Source organism: Streptomyces sp. MGP-P1 (assembly GCF_057766565.1).
This window is the reverse complement of record NZ_JBYMEM010000007.1, coordinates 1,040,268-1,062,349: the sequence shown is the minus strand read 5'-3', so window position 1 is coordinate 1,062,349 and position 22,082 is coordinate 1,040,268. Positions and strand designations below refer to the sequence as shown.

The 22,082-nt window shown below is 72.4% G+C and carries 9 protein-coding genes and 1 pseudogene; 6 read left to right on the top strand and 4 right to left on the bottom strand.

Annotation, left to right across the window (positions count from 1 at the left end):
- Positions 1-139: 139 nt before the first annotated feature.
- The 3 genes and pseudogenes from AC3CH1_RS26220 to AC3CH1_RS26210 all read right to left on the bottom strand — a co-directional run bounded on the left by AC3CH1_RS26220 (position 140) and on the right by AC3CH1_RS26210 (position 9,869).
- Positions 140-2,308 (bottom strand): non-ribosomal peptide synthetase, encoded by a 2,169-nt coding sequence (locus AC3CH1_RS26220; protein WP_488466737.1) that lies wholly within the window; start codon positions 2,306-2,308, stop codon positions 140-142.
- Between the two features lie 122 nt (positions 2,309-2,430).
- Positions 2,431-6,645: pseudogene (locus AC3CH1_RS26215) on the bottom strand (amino acid adenylation domain-containing protein); the annotation flags it as partial.
- Entirely contained in the window at positions 6,642-9,869 is a 3,228-nt protein-coding gene (locus AC3CH1_RS26210) for an amino acid adenylation domain-containing protein (RefSeq protein WP_488465171.1), read from the bottom strand. The pseudogene AC3CH1_RS26215 and the gene AC3CH1_RS26210, both read right to left, overlap by 4 nt.
- Before the next feature lie 264 nt (positions 9,870-10,133).
- Here AC3CH1_RS26210 and AC3CH1_RS26205 point away from each other — a divergent pair, with 264 nt between their 5' ends.
- The 3 genes from AC3CH1_RS26205 to AC3CH1_RS26195 are packed head-to-tail and all read left to right on the top strand — an operon-like array spanning position 10,134 to position 13,150.
- The gene (locus AC3CH1_RS26205) at positions 10,134-11,816 is read left to right on the top strand and encodes an AMP-binding protein (RefSeq protein ID WP_488465170.1); all 1,683 of its coding nucleotides are present in this window, start codon (positions 10,134-10,136) and stop codon (positions 11,814-11,816) included.
- Positions 11,817-11,876: 60 nt separating this feature from the next.
- Positions 11,877-12,215, top strand: a complete 339-nt coding sequence (locus AC3CH1_RS26200; protein ID WP_488465169.1) for a PadR family transcriptional regulator — start codon at positions 11,877-11,879, stop codon at positions 12,213-12,215.
- Positions 12,212-13,150, top strand: coding sequence for an HAAS signaling domain-containing protein (locus AC3CH1_RS26195; protein WP_488465168.1), 939 nt, complete (start codon positions 12,212-12,214; stop codon positions 13,148-13,150). Before AC3CH1_RS26200 ends, AC3CH1_RS26195 begins: the two co-directional genes overlap by 4 nt.
- A 90-nt stretch (positions 13,151-13,240) precedes the next feature.
- Here AC3CH1_RS26195 and AC3CH1_RS26190 read toward each other — a convergent pair whose 3' ends face one another.
- A complete protein-coding gene (locus AC3CH1_RS26190) occupies positions 13,241-14,308 on the bottom strand; it encodes a ferritin-like domain-containing protein (RefSeq protein WP_488465167.1) in 1,068 nt (355 codons plus the stop codon).
- Between the two features lie 213 nt (positions 14,309-14,521).
- On the opposite strand from AC3CH1_RS26190, the gene AC3CH1_RS26185 reads away from it, so the two are divergent.
- From AC3CH1_RS26185 to AC3CH1_RS26175, 3 genes are all read left to right on the top strand, one after another.
- Positions 14,522-15,322 carry a thioesterase II family protein gene (locus AC3CH1_RS26185; RefSeq protein ID WP_488465166.1) on the top strand — a complete coding sequence of 267 codons (801 nt, stop codon included), beginning with the start codon at positions 14,522-14,524 and terminating at the stop codon, positions 15,320-15,322.
- Between the two features lie 156 nt (positions 15,323-15,478).
- The gene (locus tag AC3CH1_RS26180) at positions 15,479-21,859 is read left to right on the top strand and encodes an amino acid adenylation domain-containing protein (protein WP_488465165.1); all 6,381 of its coding nucleotides are present in this window, start codon (positions 15,479-15,481) and stop codon (positions 21,857-21,859) included.
- Entirely contained in the window at positions 21,856-22,065 is a 210-nt protein-coding gene (locus AC3CH1_RS26175; RefSeq protein ID WP_488465164.1) for an MbtH family protein, read from the top strand. Before AC3CH1_RS26180 ends, AC3CH1_RS26175 begins: the two co-directional genes overlap by 4 nt.
- The last annotated feature ends 17 nt before the right edge of the window (positions 22,066-22,082 follow it).

Genomic DNA, 22,082 nt, shown 5'->3' with positions numbered 1-22,082 from the left:
CGGTCCTGTGCGGTCCGCGCCGGGTGGCCGGGCCGCGTGGTGGTGCGCACCGGACCGGCCTGGCAGGGTCCAGGCCTTCTCTGGTCCGGCGATGGCGCTCGGTGCGGTGGTGCGTCGGCCCCCTCCGCGAGGGGGTCGGCTACCGCCAGTCCTCGGCGAACTCGTCGAGTTCGCTCTGGTCCAGGGTGATCAGCGGTTCCTGCGAGTCGGCCTCGTCGGCGTCCGCCGCCGGAACCAGGTCCTTGACCGCGGTGGCGAGCGCCGCCACGGTCTTGTGGGCGAACACGTCGCGCGGGGCGATGTCCAGGCCCTCGGCGTGGGCCATCGTGACGAGCTTGATGGAGACGATCGAGTCGCCGCCCAGGTCGAAGAAGCTGTCGTCGATGCCGACGCCCTCCGTGCCGAGGGCCTTCTCGAACAACGCGCACAGCAGCTTCTCGCGCTCGGTCCGCGGTGCCCGGCCGCCGTCGGCTCCGGACAGGTCGGGTGCGGGCAGAGCGGCGCGGTCGAGCTTGCCGCTCGGCGTCACCGGCAGTCGGTCGAGGGCGACGACGGCCACGGGCACCATGTGCTCCGGCAGCACGGCGGCGACGCGTTCGCGGAGCGCGGCCGGATCCAGCCGGCCGGCCGGCACCGGGGCCGCGTACGCCACCAGGCGTGGTGAGCCGGGGGTGTCCTCCCGTACGACCACGACGGTCTGCCCCACCGAGGGGTCGGCGGCGAGCACCGCCTCGATCTCGCCCGGCTCGATACGGAAGCCCCGTACCTTGACCTGCTCGTCGACGCGGCCCAGGTACTCCAGTCCCCCGTCCGCCGTGCGCCGCGCCAGGTCGCCCGAACGGTACATCCGCGCGCCCGGCGGGCCGAACGGGTCGGCCACGAAGCGCTCCGCGGTGAGCCCGGACCGCCGCAGATAGCCGCGCGCGAGGCCCTGGCCCGCCAGGTAGAGCTCGCCCGCCACCCCGACGGGCGCCGGCCGCAGGGAGCCGTCCAGCACATGGACCCGGGCGCCGACGACCGGCCCTCCCATGGGCGGGGCGGTCCGGCCGGCCAGCGGGCGGCTCATCGTCGCCATGACGGTCGCCTCGGTGGGACCGTACGCGTTGACCATGCGGCGCCCGGCCGACCAGCGTGCGACCAGGTCCGGCGGGCACGCCTCGCCGCCCACGACGAGGGTGACCCCGTGGGGCAGGGCGTCCTCGGGCAGCACGGCGAGCGAGGACGGCGGCAGCAGGAGCGCGGTCACACCGTGGCGCGCCACGGTCCGCGCGAGGGCCGGTCCGGGGAGCAGCTCGTCGGGGTCAGCGGTCACCGCGCTCGCCCCGGTCAGGAGCGCCGTGGCCAGTTCCCATACGGACGCGTCGAAGCTCGGCGAGGCGAACAGCAGCACCCGTTCCCGCGCACGGAGCGCGAGCCCGTCACGCTGCTGGGCGATCAGCGCGGCGATCCCGAGGTGGGACACCACCACGCCCTTGGGGCGGCCGGTCGACCCGGAGGTGTAGATCAGATAGGCGGCGTTCGCGGGCCGCAGCGGCGCGATCCGGTCGGCGTCGGTGAGGGCCGCCCCGGAGAGACCGGCAGTCAACTCCGCCCCCTTGTCCAGGAGTTCGGTCGCGTTCTCGGTATCCGGCCCGGGCCCGCCCAGGCACAGCACCTTCCCCGCACCGGCCTCGGCCATGACCGCCGCGCCCTCATCCGTGGTGAGGACGAGATCCGGCCGGGCGTCACCGATCAGGTAGCGGAGCCGGTCCGGCGGGTAGCCGAGGTCCAGCGGAAGATAGGCCGCGCCGGCCTTGAGGACCGCCAGGACCGCGAGGACGGACCGCGCCGACTTCGGCATCGCGATCGCCACGACGCGCTCCGGGCCGATGCCCCGGTCCACCAGCGCGCGGGCGAGCCGGTTGGCCTGGACATCGAGGTCCCCGTAGGTGAGGGCCAGTTCGTGGTCGTACACCGCGACGGCGTCGGGTTCGGCCCGCACCCGTTCCTCGAAGAGCTCCGGGAAGGTCGCCGTCCGCTCGTGGGCCGCCCCTTCCGCCGCGGCCAGGAGCTGACCGCGTTCCCGGTCCGTGAGCAGGTCGATCCGGCCCAGGGTCACGGTCCGGTCGCGCACGAAGCAGTCGAGGACCCTGCGCACCCGGGCCAGCAGCGCACCGGCCTCCTCGGCCGTGAACAGGTCGGCACGGTAGCTGAGTTCGAGACTGAGCCGCTCGTCGGGCATGACGACCAGGCTGAGCGGATAGTGCGAGGCGCCGGGTACGGGGTCCTCGTCGAGGGAGATCCGCAGGCCCGGGACCTGCTCCTGGATGGCCTCCCCGTCGAAGGGGGTGTTCTCGAACCCGATGACGGTGTCGAAGAGATCCCCCGTCCCAGAGCCCGCTGTACGTCGGGGAGCCCGACATGGTGGTACGGGCGCAGCTCGGCCTGGTGCGACTGGAGGTCGGTCAGGATGTGGTCGAGCGATCGCGCGGGGTCCAGCCGTACCCGTACGGCGACGGTGTTCATGAAGAGGCCGACGATCTCCTCGACGCCGGCCAGTTCCGGCGGGCGCCCGGCGGTCGTCGCACCGAACACGACGTCGTCGCGCCCCAGTCGGTGGCCGAGTGCCACCGCCCAGGCTCCTTGGACGACCGTGTTGAGCGTCAGGCCCGCGTCGCGCGCCGCGGCGGTGAGCGCGTCCGTCCCCGCCGCGTCCAGGACCTCCGTCACCAGGTGGGGCACGGTCGCGGTGGCCGCCTCGGCTCCCGGGGCGACCAGCGTCGGTTCGTCGATACCGGCCAGGGCCTCGCTCCAGGCCAGCGTCGCCCGCTCGTCCTCCTGCCGGGCGAGCCAGCCGAGGAAGTCGGTGAACTGGGCCACCGGCCGGCCCCGGTCGGCTCCGCCGCGGGCGTAGAGGGAGAAGACGTCACGGAAGAACAGCGGCAGCGACCATCCGTCGAGCAGGGCGTGGTGGTAGGTGGTCAGCAGGGCGTGATCGTCGCTCCCGAGCCGGACCAGGGTGACCCGCATCAGCGGAGGGGCGGTGAGGTCGAAGCGGGTGACGCGGTCCTCGTCGACCAGCTCCGCCAGTCGCCGGCGGCGTTCGTCCTCGCCGTGACCGGAGAGGTCGATCTCCCGCCACGGGACGCGCAGGCCCTCGTGCGCCACCTGGACGGAACGGCCCGATGCCAGGAGCCGGAACGAGACGCGCAGCCCGGTGTGGCGGGCGAGGGCCGCGTCGAACGCCTTGCGCAGCACGGCGGGCGTCAGCGGTCCCTCCAGCCGTGCGGGCGCCTGGGCGGTGTAGACGTCGATGCCGTCGGCGGCCAGCAGGGCGTGGAAGTGCATGCCCTGCTGGAGCGGGGTGAGGGGCAGTACGTCGGCCGGCTCGTGTCCGTCGGCGGTGATCTCCGCCAGCTCGGCGTCGTTCAGCGACAGCAGCGGCCCGGCGCCGGAGCCGGCCGCCACCGTGGGGGCCTCCTGCTCGATGTCCTGGGCCGCCTCGGCGAGCTTGGCGATGGTCTTGTGGACGAAGACGTCCCTGACGGCGACGGCGAGTCCGGCACGGTGGGCGCGGGCCGCGAGCTGCATCGAGATGATGGAGTCGCCGCCGAGGTCGAAGAAGCTGTCGTCGACGCCGATACGCGGCTGCCCCAGCACCTCCGCGAACACCTCGTGCAACACCAGCTCCCGCTCGGTGACCGGAGCCCGGTACACCCCCGCCGCCCGGAACTCCGGCACCGGCAACGCCCCCCGGTCCACCTTCCCGTTCGGCGTCAGAGCGAACGACTCCACCACCATCACCACCGCCGGAACCATGTACTCCGGCAACCGACCCGCCACGAACTCACGCAACACGACCACGTCCGGCCGCTCACCGGAGGCGGCCCGTACGTATCCGACGATCCGGCGGGCGCCCTCGGCGTCGGCGGACACCGCCGCGACCGCCTGGCCCACCGAGGGGTGGTCGGCCAGAACGGCCTGGATCTCGCCGAGTTCGATGCGGTGGCCGCGTACCTTGACCTGGAAGTCGGACCGGCCGCGGTACTCCACGACACCGTCGGGCCGGCGGCGCCCCAGGTCGCCGGTGCGGTACATCCGGGCGCCCGCCGGGCCGAACACGTCGGCCACGAAGCGCTCCGCCGACAGGCCGGGGCGGCCCAGATAACCGCGGGCGACCCCGTCACCGGCGATGTACAGCTCGCCGACGACCCCGGCCGGCACGGGCCGCAGGAACGAGTCCAGGAGGTAGACCCGGGTGTTGTCGGCGGGGACGCCGATGGCGGGCGGGTCCACCGCCGCACCGGGTGGGCCGCCGGGGTGCCAGAGCATCGCGTCGACCGTGCACTCGGCGGGACCGTAGAGGTTGTAGACCGACAGACCGGGCACACCGTGGAGTTCGGCCCACAGGTCGTCGCCCACCTCCTCGCCGCCGAGCGCGAGGACGCGCACGCGGTGCCGCTCCCCCGCCGTCTCGAACATGCCCGCGTCGAGCATCTGCCGGGCGACGGAGGGCGTGGTGTCGACGACGTCGATCCGTGCTTCCGCCGTGTGGCGGACGAGTGCCAGGGAATCCTTGCGGACGGTGTCACCGACGATGTGCAGTTCGTGTCCGGCGACCATCCACAGGAGCTGGCTCCAGGAGGCGTCGAAGCCGAGCGAGTTGGTGAGCGCGGCACGCAGCGGCCGCCCGCCCGCCCTCGCCCGCTCGGGTTCGAAGAAGTTCGCCCGGTGGCTGTGGAACATGTTGGCCAGGTTGCGGTGTTCCACGGCCACACCCTTGGGGCGGCCCGTGGATCCCGAGGTGTAGATGACGTACGCGAGGTGGGCGGGCAGCAGCGCACCGGTGCGGTCGTCGTCGTCGAGGTCCGTCCCGTCCGCGGGCGGAATGGTCTCGTCGAGCAGCAGCGCCGGCACCGATTCGGGTACGTCGCCCGCCGTGGCGACGGAGGCCAGGACGAGGGCAGGCCGGGCCTCCGCGCAGATCGCCGCGATGCGCTCCGCCGGGTGGTCGACGTCGATCGGCAGGTACGCCGCGCCCGACTTGAGGACTGCCAGGATCGCCACCACGGCGTCCGTGGAGCGCGGCACGGCCACGCCCACGAGGTCGCCCGGTCCCACGCCACGGGCTGCGAGCAGCCGGGCCAGGCGGTTGGCGTCGGCGTTGAGCAGAGCGAAGGTGAGGCTGGTCGTGCCGTCCGTGACGGCCACCGTGTCGGGCGTCGCACGGACCTGTGCCTCGAAGAGAGCGGGCAGCGTCCCGTCCGGCCGCTCGACGGCGTGTCCGCTCGCCTCGCGCAGGATCTCGCGTCGCTCGGCGTCCGTCCGCGAGGGGAGCCGCCCGGCCCGCTCGTCGGGCCGGGCGGCGATGTCCTCCAGCAGACCGGTCAGGCGCCGCAGGAGGCCGCTCGCGGCATCGGCGCTGTAGACGTCCTCGCGGTAGTTGAGTTCGAAGCGGAGCCGGCTGCCGGGGTGGACGGCCAGGCTCAGCGGGTAGTGGGTGCCCTCGAACGCCTCGTCGACGGCGTCCCGCAGCAGGCCGACGTCGAGCCCGGGCACCGAGGCGCCCTGGACGGCCTGTTCCACGGGAACGTTCTCGAAGGCGACGGTGGTGTCGAAGAGTTCGGTGGCGCCGACGGCGCGGTGGATCTCGGCGAGGCCCAGGTATTCGTGGCCCATCACGGTCGTGTGGTCGTGCTGGATACGGGCCAGCAGCTCCGCCACCGGCTCGGCCGGATCGACCCGTACCCGGGCGGGCACGGTGTTCATCATCAGGCCCACCATGCGGTCGCTGCCGGGCAGCTCCGGGGGGCGGCCCGCGACCGTGTTCCCGTAGACGACGTCCCGGCGTCCGGTCAGCTCGGTCAGCAGCAGCGCCCAGGCGCCCTGGACCAGGGTGTTGACGGTGAGTTCACGGCTTCGGGCCAGAGTGGCGAGTTCCGCCGCGGCCCGGTCGGACAGCTCCGTCACGACGCGCCGCTGTCCCCGGTCCGAGGAGCCGGTGCCGGCGCCGTCCGCGACGAGCGTGGCGCCGTCGACCCCCGAGAGCACGCCCTTCCAGGCCCGCTCGGCCTGTTCCCTGTCCTGCTCGCCGACCCAGCCGAGATAGTCCTGGAAGGGCACCGTCGGCTCCAGCCGCTCGGCCGTACCGCCGGCCCCGTAGATGCGGAACAGATCGCCCAGGATCAGGGGCAACGACCAGCCGTCCAGCAGGATGTGGTGGTTGGTGATCAGCAGGATGTGCCGGTCGGCCGCGAGCCGTATCAGCGTGAACCGGAGCAGTGGCGGCTTCGCCATGTCGAAGCGCCTCGCGCGCTCCTCGGTGAGCAGCCGGGAGAGGCGTGGCTTGCGTTCCTCCTGGCCGAAGCCGGAGAGGTCGATCTCCTCCCACGGCGGCTCGACCACCCGCGCGACGGCCTGGACGGCCTCGCCGGAGCGGCGGCGCAGGAAACCCGCCCGCAGGCTCGCGTGCCGGCCGACCAGCGCGCCGCAGGAGGCACGCAGCAGGTCGGTGTCGAGCGCCCCGGTCAGCTCCAGCGGCGTCTGGACGTTGTAGAAGTCGACGCTCCGGCTGTCGGCTCGTCCCTCCTCGTAGAGGGCGTGGAAGAGAATGCCCTGCTGCAACGGCGAGAGCGGCAGGACCGCTTCCAGGGATGTCTGTCTCACAGTGCTGTCCCCCACTGGGCTTCGAGCTCGTCGAGTTCTTCCGCGTCGATCCGCACCAGGCTCCCGGTGCGGGCGGTCGCGGCCCGCTCGCCGACGTCCTCGGCCGTCTCGGCGAGCTTGGCGATGGTCTTGTGGACGAAGACGTCCTTGACGGCGACGGCGAGTCCGGCCCGGTGGGCCCCGGACGCCACCCGTACGGCGATGATGGAGTCGCCGCCGAGGTCGAAGAAGCTGTCGTCGACACCGATACGCGGCTGCCCCAGCACCTCCGCGAACACCTCGTGCAACACCAGCTCCCGCTCGGTGACCGGAGCCCGGTACACCCCCGCCGCCCGGAACTCCGGCACCGGCAACGCCCCCCGGTCCACCTTCCCGTTCGGCGTCAGAGCGAACGACTCCACCACCATCACCACCGCCGGAACCATGTACTCCGGCAACCGCCCCGCCACGAACTCACGCAACACGACCACGTCCGCCGCGCCCGCCGCGTCAGGGGTCACGTAGGCCACCAGGTGCCGGTGGCCCGGCCGGTCCTCGCGGACGGCCGCCACGGCCCGGTCGACTCCGGGCGCCTCGGCGAGCACGCTCTCGACCTCGCCGAGTTCGATGCGGAAGCCCCGTACCTTGACCTGGCTGTCGGCACGGCCGAGGTAGGACAGCTCGCCGCTCTCCGACCGCCGTGCCACGTCTCCCGTCCGGTACATCCGGGTGCCGGGCGCGCCGAAGGGGTCGGCGACGAACCGTTCCGCGGTGGTTCCGGGACGGCCGAGGTAGCCGCGGGCGAGCCCGTCACCGCTCAGGTACACCTCGCCCGCCACTCCGGGCGGCACCGGCCGCAGCGCGTCGTCGAGCAGCCGGACGCGGGTGCCGGGGACAGCGCGGCCCATGGGCGGGACGGTCCGCCCGGACAGCGCGCCGGTCTGGGTCGCGATGACCGTCGACTCGGTGGGGCCGTAGGCGTTGACCATGTGCCGGCCGGGCGACCAGCGTGCGACCAGGTCCGGCGGGCACGCCTCGGCGCCGACGACCAGGTTGATTCCGTCCGGGAGCCCCCCGGCCGGCAGGGCCGCCAGCGTGGACGGGGCCAGCAGCAGGCAGTCGACGCCGAGTTCGGCGACGAGTTCGGCCAGGGGTGGCCCGGGCGTGAGCCGTTCGGCCGGCGCGACCACCGCGGCGGCGCCGGTGAGGAGCGCCGCGCACAGCTCCCATACGGAAGCGTCGAAGCTGGGCGAGGAGAACTGGAGGACGCGGGTCCCGGGTGTCAGGCGCAGCAGGTCGCTCTGGTGGCGGGTCAGCGCGGCGAGGCCGGTGTGCGTGACGACGACGCCCTTGGGCCTGCCGGTCGACCCGGAGGTGTAGATGACGTACGCCGGGTGCGTCAGGCGCAGAGGCGTGCGGCGGTCCCGGTCGTCGAGATCTCCGTCGGCGTCGCCGCCCGCCGGCGGGTGGCCGACGGGAGCGGCCGCCTCGTCCAGGTACAGGCGTGGCACCGCGGGGGCGAGCGTGGGGTCGTCGGCGGCGCGGGTCGTCAGCAGCAGCAGCGGTGCGGTGTCGTCGAGCATGGCGGTGACCCGGGACCGCGGGTAGTCGAGGTCGACCGGGAGAACGGCCGCGCCCGACTTCAGCACCGCCACCGTGGCGGTCAGGGCGGTGCTGCCGCGCGGCAGGGCGACCGCCACCAGCCGCTCGGGGCCGGCGCCGTGCTCGACCAGCACCCGTGCCAGGCGGTTGGCGCGGGTGTTGAGCGCCGCGTAGTCGAGGGACTCGGACGGGGAGAGCACGGCGCGAGCGTGCGGGGTCCGCCCGACCTGCTCCTCGAACAGCTGCGGGAAGGTGCGCGGGACGACGGGTTCCGCGTACGGCCGAGGGCTGTCCGCGGCGAGTGTCCGCGTGCGTTCCGCCGCGGTCAGGACCTCGACGCGGGCGAGCGGCACGTCTGCGGGAGTGGCGAGGAAGCGGGCGAGGAAGTCCGTGAACCGGGCCTGGTGTGTGCGGAGTTCGGCGAGGTCGTACCGGTCGGGGTTGGCCTCGAACTCGATGCGCATGCCGCGGCCGCCCGGATCGGGGTGACAGGTGATGTTGAGGTCGGTGACGGGTCCCCCGGACAGCGCCATCACCTCGGCCTCGCGACCGGTGAACGCGGTCTCGGACCCCGACGGCATGATGTTCACGAGCACCCCGAACAGCTGCTCGTTGGCGCCGAGCATGCGCAGGTCACGCCGGATTTCGTCGTACGGGTAGCGCTGATGGGTGAGCAGTTCCCCCAGCCGCCGCGCGACCTGCCGCACCAGCTGCGCGCGGTCGGCGGCCGGATCGACGGTGATCCGCAGCGGAAGCGTGTTCGACAGCATGCCGGGCACGTTCTGGGACCTCGCCCCGAGCCGCGCGGTGGTGGGCACCCCGATCGTCAGGTCCTGGACGCCCGTCATACCGTGCAGATAGGCGGCGACCGCCGCCAGCATCGGCACGGTCCAGGGAGTGCGGGCGTCGCGCCCGGCGGTGTGCAGCGCCCGCAGTTCGGCCGGCGGAAGCATCGTCGTCGTGGCGATCGCCATGCCCGCCGCGGCCGTCGGCGCTCCCGGCGCCAGACCGGCCGTCTCGGGCCGGTCGGCGAAGACGCCGGCCCAGTACGCCCGGTCCGCGGTGTAGTCCGCCGACGCGCGGTAGTCGCTCTCGTCCGCCAGCAGGTCCTGGAGCCGACCCAGCGGTTCACCGTCGGGTTCCGTCCCGGCGGCCAGTGCCTCGTAGCACGCGGAGATCCGGCGCGAGTGCAGCACCGACCCGAAGGCGTCGGACAGGATGTGGTGGCTGCGCTGGTACCAGACGTGGTGATCGGATCCGACCCGTATCAGGATGTGCGCCGACAGCGCGTCCTTCTCCAGGTCGAGCGGGTTCGCGCGGTCACGGTCGATCAGCGTCCGCGCGGCGGCGAGGGGGTCCGGCTCGTCGCTGAGGTCGTACTCCTGCCAGGTCGAACAGCCGGGCGGGACCGGCCGCTGGTACGTACCGTCCGGCCGCTCGACCAGTTCGACGTCGAAGCTTCCGCTCTCCCCCTCGGCCCGGCGGATCGCGCGCTGGAGCAGCCGGCCGTCCAGCGGCCCGCGTACCTCCATGGCGACCATGGTGTTGTAGGCCGGGTTGGCGGGGTCGAGCCGTTGGGCGAAGAACACCCCCCGCTGGGCCGCCGTCAGCGGCAGCAGACCGTTCTCGGCGCGTGAAGTCATCGGGTCGTAACCGCTCTCTCGTGCATCCCCGCGAGCCTGGAGGCCCGGATCTCGCGACGATGCTGCATCGCCCGCCCGGGCGGAAACCAGGCAACCGGACCGGCAATCAGCGGCGCTGTTCGAAATGCCGCCCGGTCCGTGCCGAGTTACCGGCCGCTTGCCTGGTTCTCGTACGGGAGGCGGGTGATGCTGCGGCGAGCCGGGCACGGCGCCACGCCTCGCGCGTGCCGGACGTGCCACGAACTTCTGGAGAGGACAAGGACGTTGGGAGACCAGGACCGAGGCCTGCTCGATTGGCTGGACCAGCCGTCCACCGAGCGCGGTCTGTACTACGCGGATTCCGCCGACGGATGGGACTTCTGGTCCTACCGTGATCTGGCCGCGCTGGTGCTGAGAACCGCCGCCGCCCTGCGGGCGCGGGGGGTCGGGCAGGGTGACGTCGTCGCCCTGGTGCTGCGCTCGAGTCCGGGTTTCGTCGCCGGCTTCTTCGGCGCGCTGGCTGCCGGTGCGACGCCGTGCTCCATCCCTCCGCCCTTCGCCTTCCAGCACGCCGACGAGTACGAGAGGCACGCGAGCCATCTGTTCGGGACGGCCGCGCCCCGGTTCACCATCTGCGACGACGAGTCGCTGGAGCAGATCCGTGGGATCGCGAGCGGGCTGGGGCTGAAGGAGCCGGTCGCCTTCGACGGACTCGTCCTCGGGGCGGAGCCGTTGGAGCGGCCGATGCCGCTGCCGGAGACCGCGCTGATCCAGTTCACCTCCGGGTCGAGCGGCTTCTCGCGCGGCGTGTCGATCTCCGCCGACGCCCTGCGGACCAACCTCGCCGGAATGGGGCAGTGGCTGGGCTGCGCGCCCCAGTACCCGGCGATCAGCTGGCTGCCGGTCCACCACGACATGGGGCTCGTCGGCTTCCTGCTGAACGTCGTCGTCACCGGCTTCGACGGCTGGATGATGCAGCCGGACGACTTCATCCGCTCGCCGCTGCGGTATCTGCGCTGCATCAGCGACCAGGGCGCTGTCATGACGGCCATGCCCAACTTCGGACTGGCGTACATCCTTCGCCGGGTGCGACCGGCCGACCTGCGGGGGCTGCGCTTCGACTCGGTCCGGTGCGTGATCATCGGCGCGGAGCGGGTCGACCGGCAGGTGCTCGAGGACTTCCACGCCCTGCTGGGGCCGCACGGTCTCGACCGCGGCGCGCTGCTCCCCGCCTACGGCAGCGCCGAGGCGACCCTCGCGGTGACCGGTCTGGCCCCCGGCGAGGGCTGGTCGGCGCAGGCGCCGGACGCCGGCGACGCGGCGTCTCTCGCCGGAGCGGCGGTGGTCGGCTGCGGCCGTCCGCTGGAGGGCAGGACGGTGCGGATCCTGTCCGAGGAGGGTGAGGAACTGCCGGACGGACGGGTCGGCGAGATCGTCGTGACCGGGGTGTCGATCGCGAGCGGGTATATCGGTGCCACCGGGTCCGCCTCCGGTACCAGCGTCGATGACGGGGGCCTCGCCACCGGTGACGCGGGCTTCCTGCGGGACGGGCAGCTCTTCGTGATCGGCCGGCTCGGCGACGGGCTGAAGGTGAACGGGAAGATGGTCTTCGCCGAGAGCCTGGAGGCCCTGCTGCACCACCGGGGCATTCCCGAGCGGCGCGTCGCCGTCCTGCTGGGGGTACGCGGCGGGGTACCGACCGGCGTGGCGGTGTTCGGCGGCGTGCGGCCCGGCTGGCGGGAGGCCGCCCACGAGGTCCTCTCCGCATGGCTCGGCGACGCGGAGCTCCACATGGTCGAGCTGCCCCGTGGCGGTGTCTCGGTCACGTCGAGCGGAAAACCGCGCCGGAGGGTCATCTGGAAGGCGCTCTGCGCGGGCGAGTTCGACGCGACGACCCGGCCGCTGACGGCGGAGGTGGCGGAGGACGCGGCGGCGGAGAAGGAGAAAGCGCAGGTCGCAGGGGGCTGATCGGTCCCGGGCGAACTGTACGCGTGACAATAGTGTGCGCCGCACAGTACAGTGCGATGCATGGCTACAGAAGAGATCGCTCTTGGCCAGGCCCAGGAGCTGCGGCGCGGCACGGTCGTCCTGGCCTGCCTCGCGCTGCTCCGCAAGCCGCAGTACGGCTACGCACTGCTGGAGACACTCAACGACGCGGGTGTCACCGTCGACGGCAACACCCTCTACCCCTTGCTGCGCCGACTCGAGAAGCAAGGCCTGCTCACCAGCGAATGGAACACCGACGAGTCCCGGCCACGGAAGTTCTACCGGGTGAGCCCGGAGGGCTCCCGGGTACGCACCTCACTGGTGCGCGAATGGCAGGACCTCGTCACCTCGATCTCACGGCTTACCAAGGAGAATGGATGAGCACGAACACGCTCACCGAGCGCTACGTGCATGAGGTCGTCCGACGACTGCCCGCCGATCAGCGCGACGACATCGCCGACGAGCTGCGCACCACCATCGCCGACACCATCGAAGCACGCGACCCGGCCCGTCCCGAGGCGGTCGAGCGCGAGGTGCTGAGCGAGATGGGCGATCCGATCCGGCACGCCGCGCGCTACACCGACCGGCCGCTCGCCCTGATCGGCCCCGATCTCTACCCGACCTACATCCGGCTGCTGGTCTTCCTGCTGACCACCGTGCTGCCGGTGCTCACCGCCGTGTTCGTGCTGCTGGAGATCGTGGACGACAACGGTCTCGGCGCGGCCGTGGGCGCCGGCGTCGAGACGGTGTTCACCGTGGGCGCCCAGATGGTCACCGTACTCACCGTGCTGTTCGCCGTCGCCGAGCGCGCCGGCCATCGGAAGGGGACTCTCATCCGTACCACCGACTGGACCCCCGACGACCTGCCCGAGACGCGTGAGCCCCAGAAGGTCGGCACCGGTGCCGTCCTGACGGCGGTCTGGTACGCGCTGCTGCTCGGCCTGACCGTCTGGCAGCAGCTCTCCGAGCCCTACCGGACCGACGGCGGGGAGCGGATCGCCGTACTCGACCCGGACCTGTGGTCGGGCTGGATCTGGCCGATCCTCATCGGGCTCACCGGCCTCGTCGTGCTCGCTCTGGTCCGTGTGGTCACGCACGGCTGGACCAGCCGGCTGGCCGTCCTGCACGCCATCGCCCAGGCGGTGTTCGTGCTGCCGCTGGCCTGGATCCTCCAGCAACGGCAGATCTTCAACCCGGACTTCCTGGCGGACGTCACCGACAACACGACGCCCGAGGTCTACACCGGAGTGGCGCTGATCGTCCTGGTCGCGAGCCTGATCGCGGTCGTCAACGGCTTCCGCGCGGCGAAGAAGTAGGACGGGAGAGAGGCGAGGGAAGCGGGAACGCCGGCGCCGATGTCACCCGAGGTGACATCGGCGCCGGCGCGACGGTGGAGGAGCCCGGAGTCAGCGCGTCATCGCCATGATCTCGGGACGCACCAGGTTCTCCGCCAGCAGCAGGCTCTTGACCCGGTCCGAGAGCATGTCCAACTGCCGCAGGACATGGATGACCTGTTGGAACAGCATCTGCCGGTAGGTGGCCATCATCGGGTTCGTCCGGGCGAACAGCAGCCCCTTCTCCACGTCGAGGTCCATCCGCTCCCAGACCTCGCGCAGCATGAACCGGCGCGACATCAGCTGGATGGCCTCCAGCAGGAAGTCCTCGCGCTCACGCAGCTCGGCGGCGGTCACCTGCCCGTACATGCCGGTGAGCGCGGTGACCCCGAAGGCGATGTGCCGGGCCTCGTCGCTCGCGACCATCTTGGTGATCTGCCGGATGATCGGGTCCCCGAAACCGCTGCTCGCGAGCCGCAGCGCGGTGATCGCCAGCCCCTCCACGACCACCTGCATGCCGAGATAGACGATGTCCCACCGGGATTCCGACAGCAGGTCGTGCAGCAACGTCTTGAGCCCGGGATTGATCGGGTAGGAATCGCCCAGCTTCTCGTCGACATAGCGGGCGAACGCCTCGACGTGCCTCGCCTCGTCGGCGACCTGCGAGGCCGCGTAGGTCTTGGCATCCATGTCCGGCACCGTCTCCACCAGCCGGGCGGTGGTCACCAGCGCGCCCTGCTCGCCGTGCAGGAACTGGCTGCACATCCACGACTGGTACTGCCAGCGGAACTGCGTCAGCAGTTCGCGGGGCACGGGGCTCCCCTCGCCGACGACGAAGGACGCGAGTCTCCCCCCGCTCTCCTCCGACAGCTCCGACCCGAAGTGGATCTCGTGGTCCCAGTCGATGTCGGTGGTGGCGTTCCACTGCGAGACCTTGTTCTTCTCGTAGAGGTTCCACACCCGGCTGTCGCGCTGGCCGTAGTCCCAGTTCAGGATGGCCTTGAACATCGCGTCGACCTCCATGAGGTCCGCGGTGACGGTGTCCAGTGTGAAGAAGGTCGATTCGGCCGAGCCGGTCGTGGCGGCCGAACCGCCGGGAGCGGCCGCCGAGCCGGTCACCGAGTCCGGAACTGTGGTCATTGGATTACGGTCCACCCCTCGGGCACGGAACAGGACTGACGCTCGTGGAGTCTGACGCGCCCCGGAACAGCTCTCCAGGCACCCGTGGGGCAACTTGGCGGCAGACCGGTTGCCGGTCCCATGCCTGGCCCCGCCGCCACCCGCCGAACCATGATGCCCGGCAGGGGCTGCTGCCCCGCATGACCGTCGGCCGACCGAAGGGGCGGGACGCGCATGACCGCCGTCGCACCACCCACCCGCTCAGGGAACCCGTCCGGCTCGCGAGGCGCACCGGCTCCCGGTGACGACTGTCCCTGGATCGTGGGCCGGGTCCGCGCGTCACGGCCCCGGACGCGGCTGTTCTGCCTGCCGCAGGCGGGCGGCAGCGCGGCCTCGTTCGCCCCGTGGCGTCTCGCCCCGCCCTCCGGCGTGGAGCTCGCGACGGTGGAGCTGCCGGGCCGGGGTGTACGCGGCACGGATCCGCTGCCGGAGACCATGGAGGAACTGGCCGACGCGGTGATCGACGGCATCGCGGACGAGTTCGACCTGCCGTACGCGATCTTCGGCCACAGTTTCGGCGCGCTGCTCGGCTACGAGATCGCCGTCGGGATCGCACGGCGCGGCCTGACACCGCCGCGCGCACTGCTGGTGTCCGCGGCACGGTCGCCGCACACCCCGGTGCGCCGGCGTGTGTCGGACCGGGACGACGCCGGGCTGCTCGCCTGGCTGAACAGCTTCGGCGGCATCCCTTCGGAACTGTCCCGCTATCCGACGTACTTGCGGTACGCGCTGCGCACCGTCCGCCGCGACCTCGCCCTCACGGAGGCCTACCTGGCCCCCGGCCCGGAACGGGTCGACTGCCCGCTGCACGTCCTCGGCGGCGCGGACGACCCACTGATCAGCGGGGAGCAGCTGGAACGCTGGCGGGACTGCGCGGCGGGCGAGTTCTCCCTCCGGCTGCTGCCGGGCGGGCACGACTACCTCTTCACCGGCGCGCCCGCGACGCTCGACGCCCTCACAACGACGCTGCGCTGAGGGCGGGAGCCGGCCGGGGAAGCTGCCGGTCCACTGCCTGTCCCCGCACGCGAACCGTGCGGCAGCATCGCGCTGTCGGCCGCGTCGGCGTGCCCCGCACACCGCCCGCCGCCTTGTCACCGCCACCACCGAAACGCTCACGGGGATGACCTCACAGTGAACGAAGCGACAGAGTCTCCGATCGAGATGGCGCTGCCCCTCACGCCACTGCAGGAGGGCATGCTCTTCCACGCGCTGTACGACTCCGAGACGGTGGACGTCTACAACATCCAGGCCGGCTTCGAACTGACCGGGGAGATCTCGGCGGAGCGTCTGCGCGCGGCCTGCTCCGCCACGCTCCGCCGCCACACCGCCCTGCGGGCCGGTTTCCGGCTGCGCGCCAACGGCAAGCCCGTGCAGTTGGTCCGCCGCGTCGTCCAGACGCCGTGGACGGAACTCGACCTGTCGGCGGAGTCCGGGTCCGGACGGCGGGCGAGGCTGCTGACCTTCCTCGAGGAGGAACGGCTGCGCCGCTTCGACATGGGGGCGCCGCCGTTGATGCGGTTCGCGCTGATCCGGCTGGCGCCCGACCACCACGCCTTCGTCATGACCTACCATCACATCCTGCTCGACGGGTGGTCTCTGCCCCTCGTCCTCCAGGACCTGCTGGCGTTCTACCGGAGCGACGGCGACGACGCCGGACTCGGCCCCCTCACCTCCTTCTCGGACTTCCTCAGGTGGCTCTCCCGCCAGGACCGGCCCGCCGCGGAACAGGCGTGGCGCGACGCCCTGCACGGTCTGGACGAACCGACACTCGTCGCCCCCGGCGCGCCGTTCGCGGAGGCGATGCCCGGGCTGGCCTTCGTGACGCTGTCCGAGCAGGCGACCAAGGCGCTGACCGCGACCGCCCGGGAGTACGGCCTCACGCTCAACACCGTCGTACAGGGCGCCTGGTCGCTGCTCCTCTCGCTGCTGACGGGGCGCGACGACGTGGTCTTCGGCCAGACCGTGCACGGCCGCCCGCCACAGCTCCCCGGGGTCGACTCGGTCGTGGGCCTGCTCATGAACGCCATCCCGGTACGGGTACGGATCGCCCCCGAGGACGCGATGGCCGCCCTCTTCGCCCGGATCCAGGACGAACAGGCCGCACTCGCCCCGCACCACCACCTGGGACTGGCCGAGGTGCAGCGGCTGGCCGGGCTCGGCGCGCTCTTCGACACCTCCACCGGCTTCGGCAACGCGCCCTTCGACTGGGAGGCCGTGCAGGACGGTCCGGCCGGCCTGCGAGTGACGCTGCTGGAAGGGGACGAGGAAGCGGCCGGACAGCAGGAGATCACCGGTTCGACCCACTACCCCCTGAGCGTCTTCGCCGTCCCCGGCCCCAGCCTGCGCCTCGAACTCAACTACCGCACCGACCTGTTCGACGCCGAGCGTGTCGAACTGATCGGCTCCCGACTGAGGTTGCTGCTCCAGACCTTCGCCGAACGGCCCACGACGCCGGTCGCCGCCGTTCCGCTGCTGACCCGCGAGGAACGGGAGCAGGTGATCGGCGACCGGGAAGGCCCCAGGTCCGGGCACGTTCCCGCCCGTGTACCGGCGACACTCACCGAGCGATTCGAGGCCCAGGCGCACGCCACACCCGACGCCCCGGCCGTGGCGGACGGGGAACGGTCGCTCAGCTACCTCCGGCTCGACGCGGAGGCGAACCGGCTGGCACGGCTGCTGCTGGCCCGCGGCGTGAAGCCCGGCGGCCTCGTCGCCGTGGCGCTGCCGCGCGGTACGGACCTGATCGTGGCGCTGCTCGGCACGCTGAAGGCGGGAGCCGGATACCTGCCGATCGATCCCTCCTATCCCGCCGAACGCGTCGCGTTCATGCTCGACGACGCCGCCCCGTCCGTCGTCGTCTGCGCCGGCGCCACCCGCCCGGCGCACATCACGCATCCGTCGGTCGTCCCGCTCGCCGCCCCCACCGTGCGGGAGGAGCTGGCACTGCTGCCCTCGCACCGCGTGGAGGACGGCGAACGCGGCGCGCCGCCGCGGCCCGCGGACGCCGCGTACGTCATCTACACCTCGGGATCGACCGGCCGGCCCAAGGGCGTCGCCGTCGAGCACCGTACGGTCGACAGCTACCTCGCCTTCGCCCGCGCCGCCTACCCCGGCCTCGCCGGACAGGCGCTGGTGCACTCACCGCCCTCCTTCGACCTCACGGTCACCGGCATCTTCGGCCCGCTGACCTCCGGCGGTCTGGTGCGCATCGTCGACCTGGAGGACTTCGACGCCCCGACCGACGCCACCCCGCCGCCCACCTTCGTCAAAGCCACTCCCAGCCACCTGCCGGTGCTGACCGCGTCGTCCGGCTGGTACTCCCCGACCGGGGAACTGGTCCTGGGCGGTGAACAGCTCAACGGCGAGGCGCTGGCCCCGTGGCGTGAGGCCCACCCGGACGTGACCGTCGTGAACGAGTACGGACCCACGGAGGCCACCGTGGGATGCATGGAGTACCGCCTGGAACCCGGCGATCCGCTGCCGGGGGGTGCGGTGCCGATCGGCCGTCCGGTCCCCGACGCCCGTGTCTACCTCCTGGACCGTTTCCTGCGTCCCGTCCCCGCGGGCCTGCCCGCCGAGCTGTACATCGGCGGTGACGTGCTCGCCCGCGGCTACGTCAACCGGCCCGGGCTCTCCGCATCCCGCTTCGTCGCCGACCCCTTCGGTCCGCCCGGCTCCCGGATGTACCGCACCGGCGACATCGCGTGCCGGCGGCCCGACGGCGTCCTGGTCTACCGCGGCCGGTCGGATGACCAGGTCAAGGTCCGCGGCTTCCGGATCGAACTGGGCGAGGTGGAGACCGTAGTCGCGGCCGATCCCGCCGTCGCCCTGGCCGCGGCAGCCGTACGGAAGGACCGGCACGGGAACGAGCGGTTGGTGGCCTATGTCGTACCGGTGGCCGACCCGTCCGCGGACTTCGCCGCGCTGGCGGACCGGATCGGGGCGCGGCTGCCCGCGAACATGGTTCCCTCGGCGTTCGTCACCCTGCCCGCACTGCCGATGAGCCCGAACGGCAAGGTGGACCGGGCCGCGCTGCCGGCCCCCGACGAGGCGGGTGAGTCCGGGCGGCGGCAGCCGGCTGACCGGGCGCGGGACGAGAGCGTCGAGACCGTTCTCGTCGAACTGTTCGTCCAGGTGCTCGGTGTGGACGGCGCCGTGGCGGCGGACGACTTCTTCGCCCTCGGCGGCGACTCCATCACCGCCATCCAACTCGTCGTCCGCGCCCGCGCCGCGGGCTTCCACCTGACCCCGAAGCACGTCTTCACCCACCGCACCGCGAGCGCTCTCGCCGCCTTCCTCATGGCGAGCCCGACGGACGCGGTAAACGCCTCGGGCGGCGGCCCGGGCGCGGCCGACCCGGGGGCGCGGTGGCCGGCGGACGTGATCCCCGCGACGCCGATCATGCTCTGGCTGCGGGAGCAGGGCGGAACGACCGACGCGTACCACCAGTCGACCCTGCTCCGGGTGCCGGCCGCACTCGACGCCGACCTGCTGGCCACCGCCGTTCAGGCTCTCGCCGGGCGGCATCAGTCGCTGCGCGCACGTCTCCGGGAGGACGGGGCGCTGACGCTGGACCCGGCGGACCCGGTGAAGTCGGCGGACCCGGCGGACCCGGTGAAGTCGCGCAACTCGGTCCGCCGGGTGGATGTCGTGGGTCTCGCGCCGGATGGCGTCCGTCTGCGGATCGCCGCGTGCGCCCGCGAGGACGCCGACTCCCTCGCCCCGCGCGCCGGCGCCATGCTGCGGGTGACCTGGTTCGACGCCGGGGAGGGCGCCCAGGGCAGGTTGCTCGTCACCGTCCACCACCTGGCCGTCGACGCGGTCTCCTGGCACATCCTGCTGACCGACCTGTACGGCATCTGGCAGGACCTGGCAGCGGGTGGCGTCCCGGAGACGGGTCCGGTGCCGTTCTCGATGCGGGAGTGGAGCCTGCTGCTCCGCGCCGAGGCGGAGGCGCCCGCCCTGCGGGACGAACTGCCCCACTGGCGGCGGACTCTCGGCAGAGGACGGGGGCCGGGTGACGGCAGGCTCGCCGACGTGGAGCTCTCCCCGTCGCACGACGTCTACGCGACGGCCGGTGAACTCTCCCTCACCCTTCCGCCGGAGCTGACCGCCCCGCTGCTCACGACCGTGCCCGCCGTCTTCGGCGCCCACACGAACGAGGTACTGCTCACCGCCCTCGCGGTGGCCGTCGCCGCCTGGCGTCGTGACCGCTCGCCCGACGAGGGCGACAGCACGGCCGTACTGATCGACGTCGAGGGCCACGGCCGTGAACAGCTGTCCGAGGACGTCGACCTGTCCGGCACCGTCGGCTGGCTGACCACGCTGTACCCGGTACGCGTCGACGCCAGGATCGCCGACTGGGCGCCGGACGACGATCCGGCCGGGGCCCGCCTCGGCGAGGCCGTGCGCCGGGTCACGGCCCAGGTCGAGGCCATCCCCCGGCGCGGCACCGGCTTCGGTCTGCTGCGCTACCTGAACCAGGAGACAGCCGCCGAGCTGGCGGCCCGCCCCGCACCCCAGATCGGGTACAACTACCTCGGGAGACAGGGCGGTGCGGGGTCCACCGACTGGAGCGTGGCCCCCGAGTCGGACGTGCTGCCCCTCGGGGCCGACCCCCGTATGCCCATGGCGCACGTCGTCGAACTGACCGCGGCGGTCAGCGACGGCGCGGAAGGGCCACGCCTGGTCACCCACTGGCTGTGGGCCCGCCGGCTGCTGACCGACCAGGACGTCGCCGAGCTGGGCCGGCTCTGGTTCGCGGCGCTGCGCGCGCTGGTGGAGCACGGGACGAGCACGGAGGCCATCGTCCCGCGGCAGACGATGCCGCCCGCCCTGCCACGGGAGGGCGGGCCACTGGGCGGAGAACCGCTCGACCGGCACGACACCGAGCTCGCCGGTCTCGGCGCCCGTATCGGTCTGCCCGTCGTCGAGGCCCTGCCGATGACGCCGCTCCAGGAAGGGCTGCTCTTCCACGCCCGGTACGACAGCCGGGACCTTGATGTCTACAACGTGCAGATCTCGCTGGAGGTGCGGGGCCGGCTCCACGCCGAGCGGTTCCGGGGTGCCTGCGACGCTCTCCTGGAACGGCACCCGATGCTGCGGGCGGCCTTCCTGCAGAAGCGGTCCGGGGAGCCGGTCCAGGTGATCCCGGAGCGGACGGCCATGCCGTGGCACGTCCATGACCTGACCGGCCTCGACCCGCACGAACAGGCCGACCGGCTGGCGGCGGTGCTGGCGGCCGACCGGCGCCGGCGCTTCGACCCCGCCGAGCCGCCGCTGATGCGCTGCACCCTGGTCGGCCTGGGCGAGGACCGGCAGAGAATCGTCCTGACCATGCACCACCTGCTGGTGGACGGCTGGACCACCTCGCTGCTGCTGCGCGACCTGCTCGCCCTCTACGACCACGGCACCGCGAGCGGGCTGCCCGCACCCGGCCACTACCCCGACTATCTGCGGTGGCTGGCCGAACAGGACCGCGAGAAGGCGCGTACGGCCTGGCTGGAGGCGCTGGCGGGTCTGAAGGAGCCCACGCTGGCCTGCCCCGGCACGGACACCGCGCGGATCCGCGTCCTTCCGGAGCGGACCGTCGTCGCCCTCTCCGAGGCGGACACCTCCGCGCTGCTCGACATCTCACGCCGTCACGGCGTCACGCTCAACACCCTGGTCCGGGTCGCCTGGGCGCTGTGCCTGCACCGGCGGACCGGGCAGCTGGACATCACCTTCGGGGCCACGGTCTCGGGCAGGGTGGCCGAACTCCCCGGCGTCGAGGAGATGGTGGGGGTGTTCATCAACACCGTGCCGGTACGGGTGCGTCTCGACCCGTCCGAGCCGGTGGCCGAACTGCTCGAACGCCTCCAGGGCGAGCACGCCGAACTCCTCGAACACCACTACCTCCCGCTGAGCGACATCCAGCGGACGGTGGGACTGGGGACCCTGTTCGACAGTTGCGTCGTCTTCGAGAACTTTCCGACCGCCGAGACCCTGCCGAGCGGTCCGGACAACGGCTTGCGGCTGACGGATGTCGTCGGCCACGACGCCTATCACTATCCGCTCAAGCTGATGGCCGCACCCGGCCGGCAGCTGGAGCTGGAGATCAGCTACCGCCCGGACCTGTTCGACGCACCACTCGGGCAGCAGGTGGCCGATCGTCTACGGGAACTGCTGATCGAGCTGCCCGGAGCGCTGGCCCTCCCGACGGGCCGGTTCCTGGAACACACTCCCGCACCACCTGCCGAACCGGGGCAGCAGATGATGTGCGAGCTGATCGCGGAGGTGCTGGGACGCGACTTCGTCCATGCGGACGAGGACGTGTTCGAGCTCGGCTGCGACTCCCTGACGGCCCTGCGCCTGGCGGGCCGGATCGAGACGGAGCTGGGACGGCCCGTCGACGTGGAGAGCGTCTTCCGCTGCCGTACCGCCCGCGCCCTCGGCACCGCACTCGCCCGAGGCCCCCGCGAAGCCCGGAATCAGCCCGGGCCGGCCCCGAGAACAGAGAGACTGAAACCATGACAAACCCCTTCGACAACGAAGACGGCGTCTTCCACGTGCTCGTCAACGAGGAGCGTCAGCACTCCCTGTGGCCCTCGTTCGTCGAGGTCCCGGCCGGCTGGAACGTGGTGGTGTCGGACAGCACCCGGCAGGCCTGCCTCGACCACATCGAGGAGAACTGGACCGACCTCCGGCCCGCCTCGCTCGCCGCGACCGACGCGGCCTGACCCGTTTCCCTCATCGA

Bases quoted from the DNA above. Each gene is read 5' to 3' on its own strand.
- AC3CH1_RS26210 (WP_488465171.1), bottom strand. From the start codon at position 9,869: ATGACTTCACGCGCCGAGAACGGTCTGCTGCCGCTGACGGCGGCCCAG.
- AC3CH1_RS26200 (WP_488465169.1), top strand. From the start codon at position 11,877: ATGGCTACAGAAGAGATCGCTCTTGGCCAGGCCCAGGAGCTGCGGCGC.
- AC3CH1_RS26195 (WP_488465168.1), top strand. From the start codon at position 12,212: ATGAGCACGAACACGCTCACCGAGCGCTACGTGCATGAGGTCGTCCGA.
- AC3CH1_RS26190 (WP_488465167.1), bottom strand. From the start codon at position 14,308: ATGACCACAGTTCCGGACTCGGTGACCGGCTCGGCGGCCGCTCCCGGC.
- AC3CH1_RS26185 (WP_488465166.1), top strand. From the start codon at position 14,522: ATGACCGCCGTCGCACCACCCACCCGCTCAGGGAACCCGTCCGGCTCG.
- AC3CH1_RS26175 (WP_488465164.1), top strand. From the start codon at position 21,856: ATGACAAACCCCTTCGACAACGAAGACGGCGTCTTCCACGTGCTCGTC.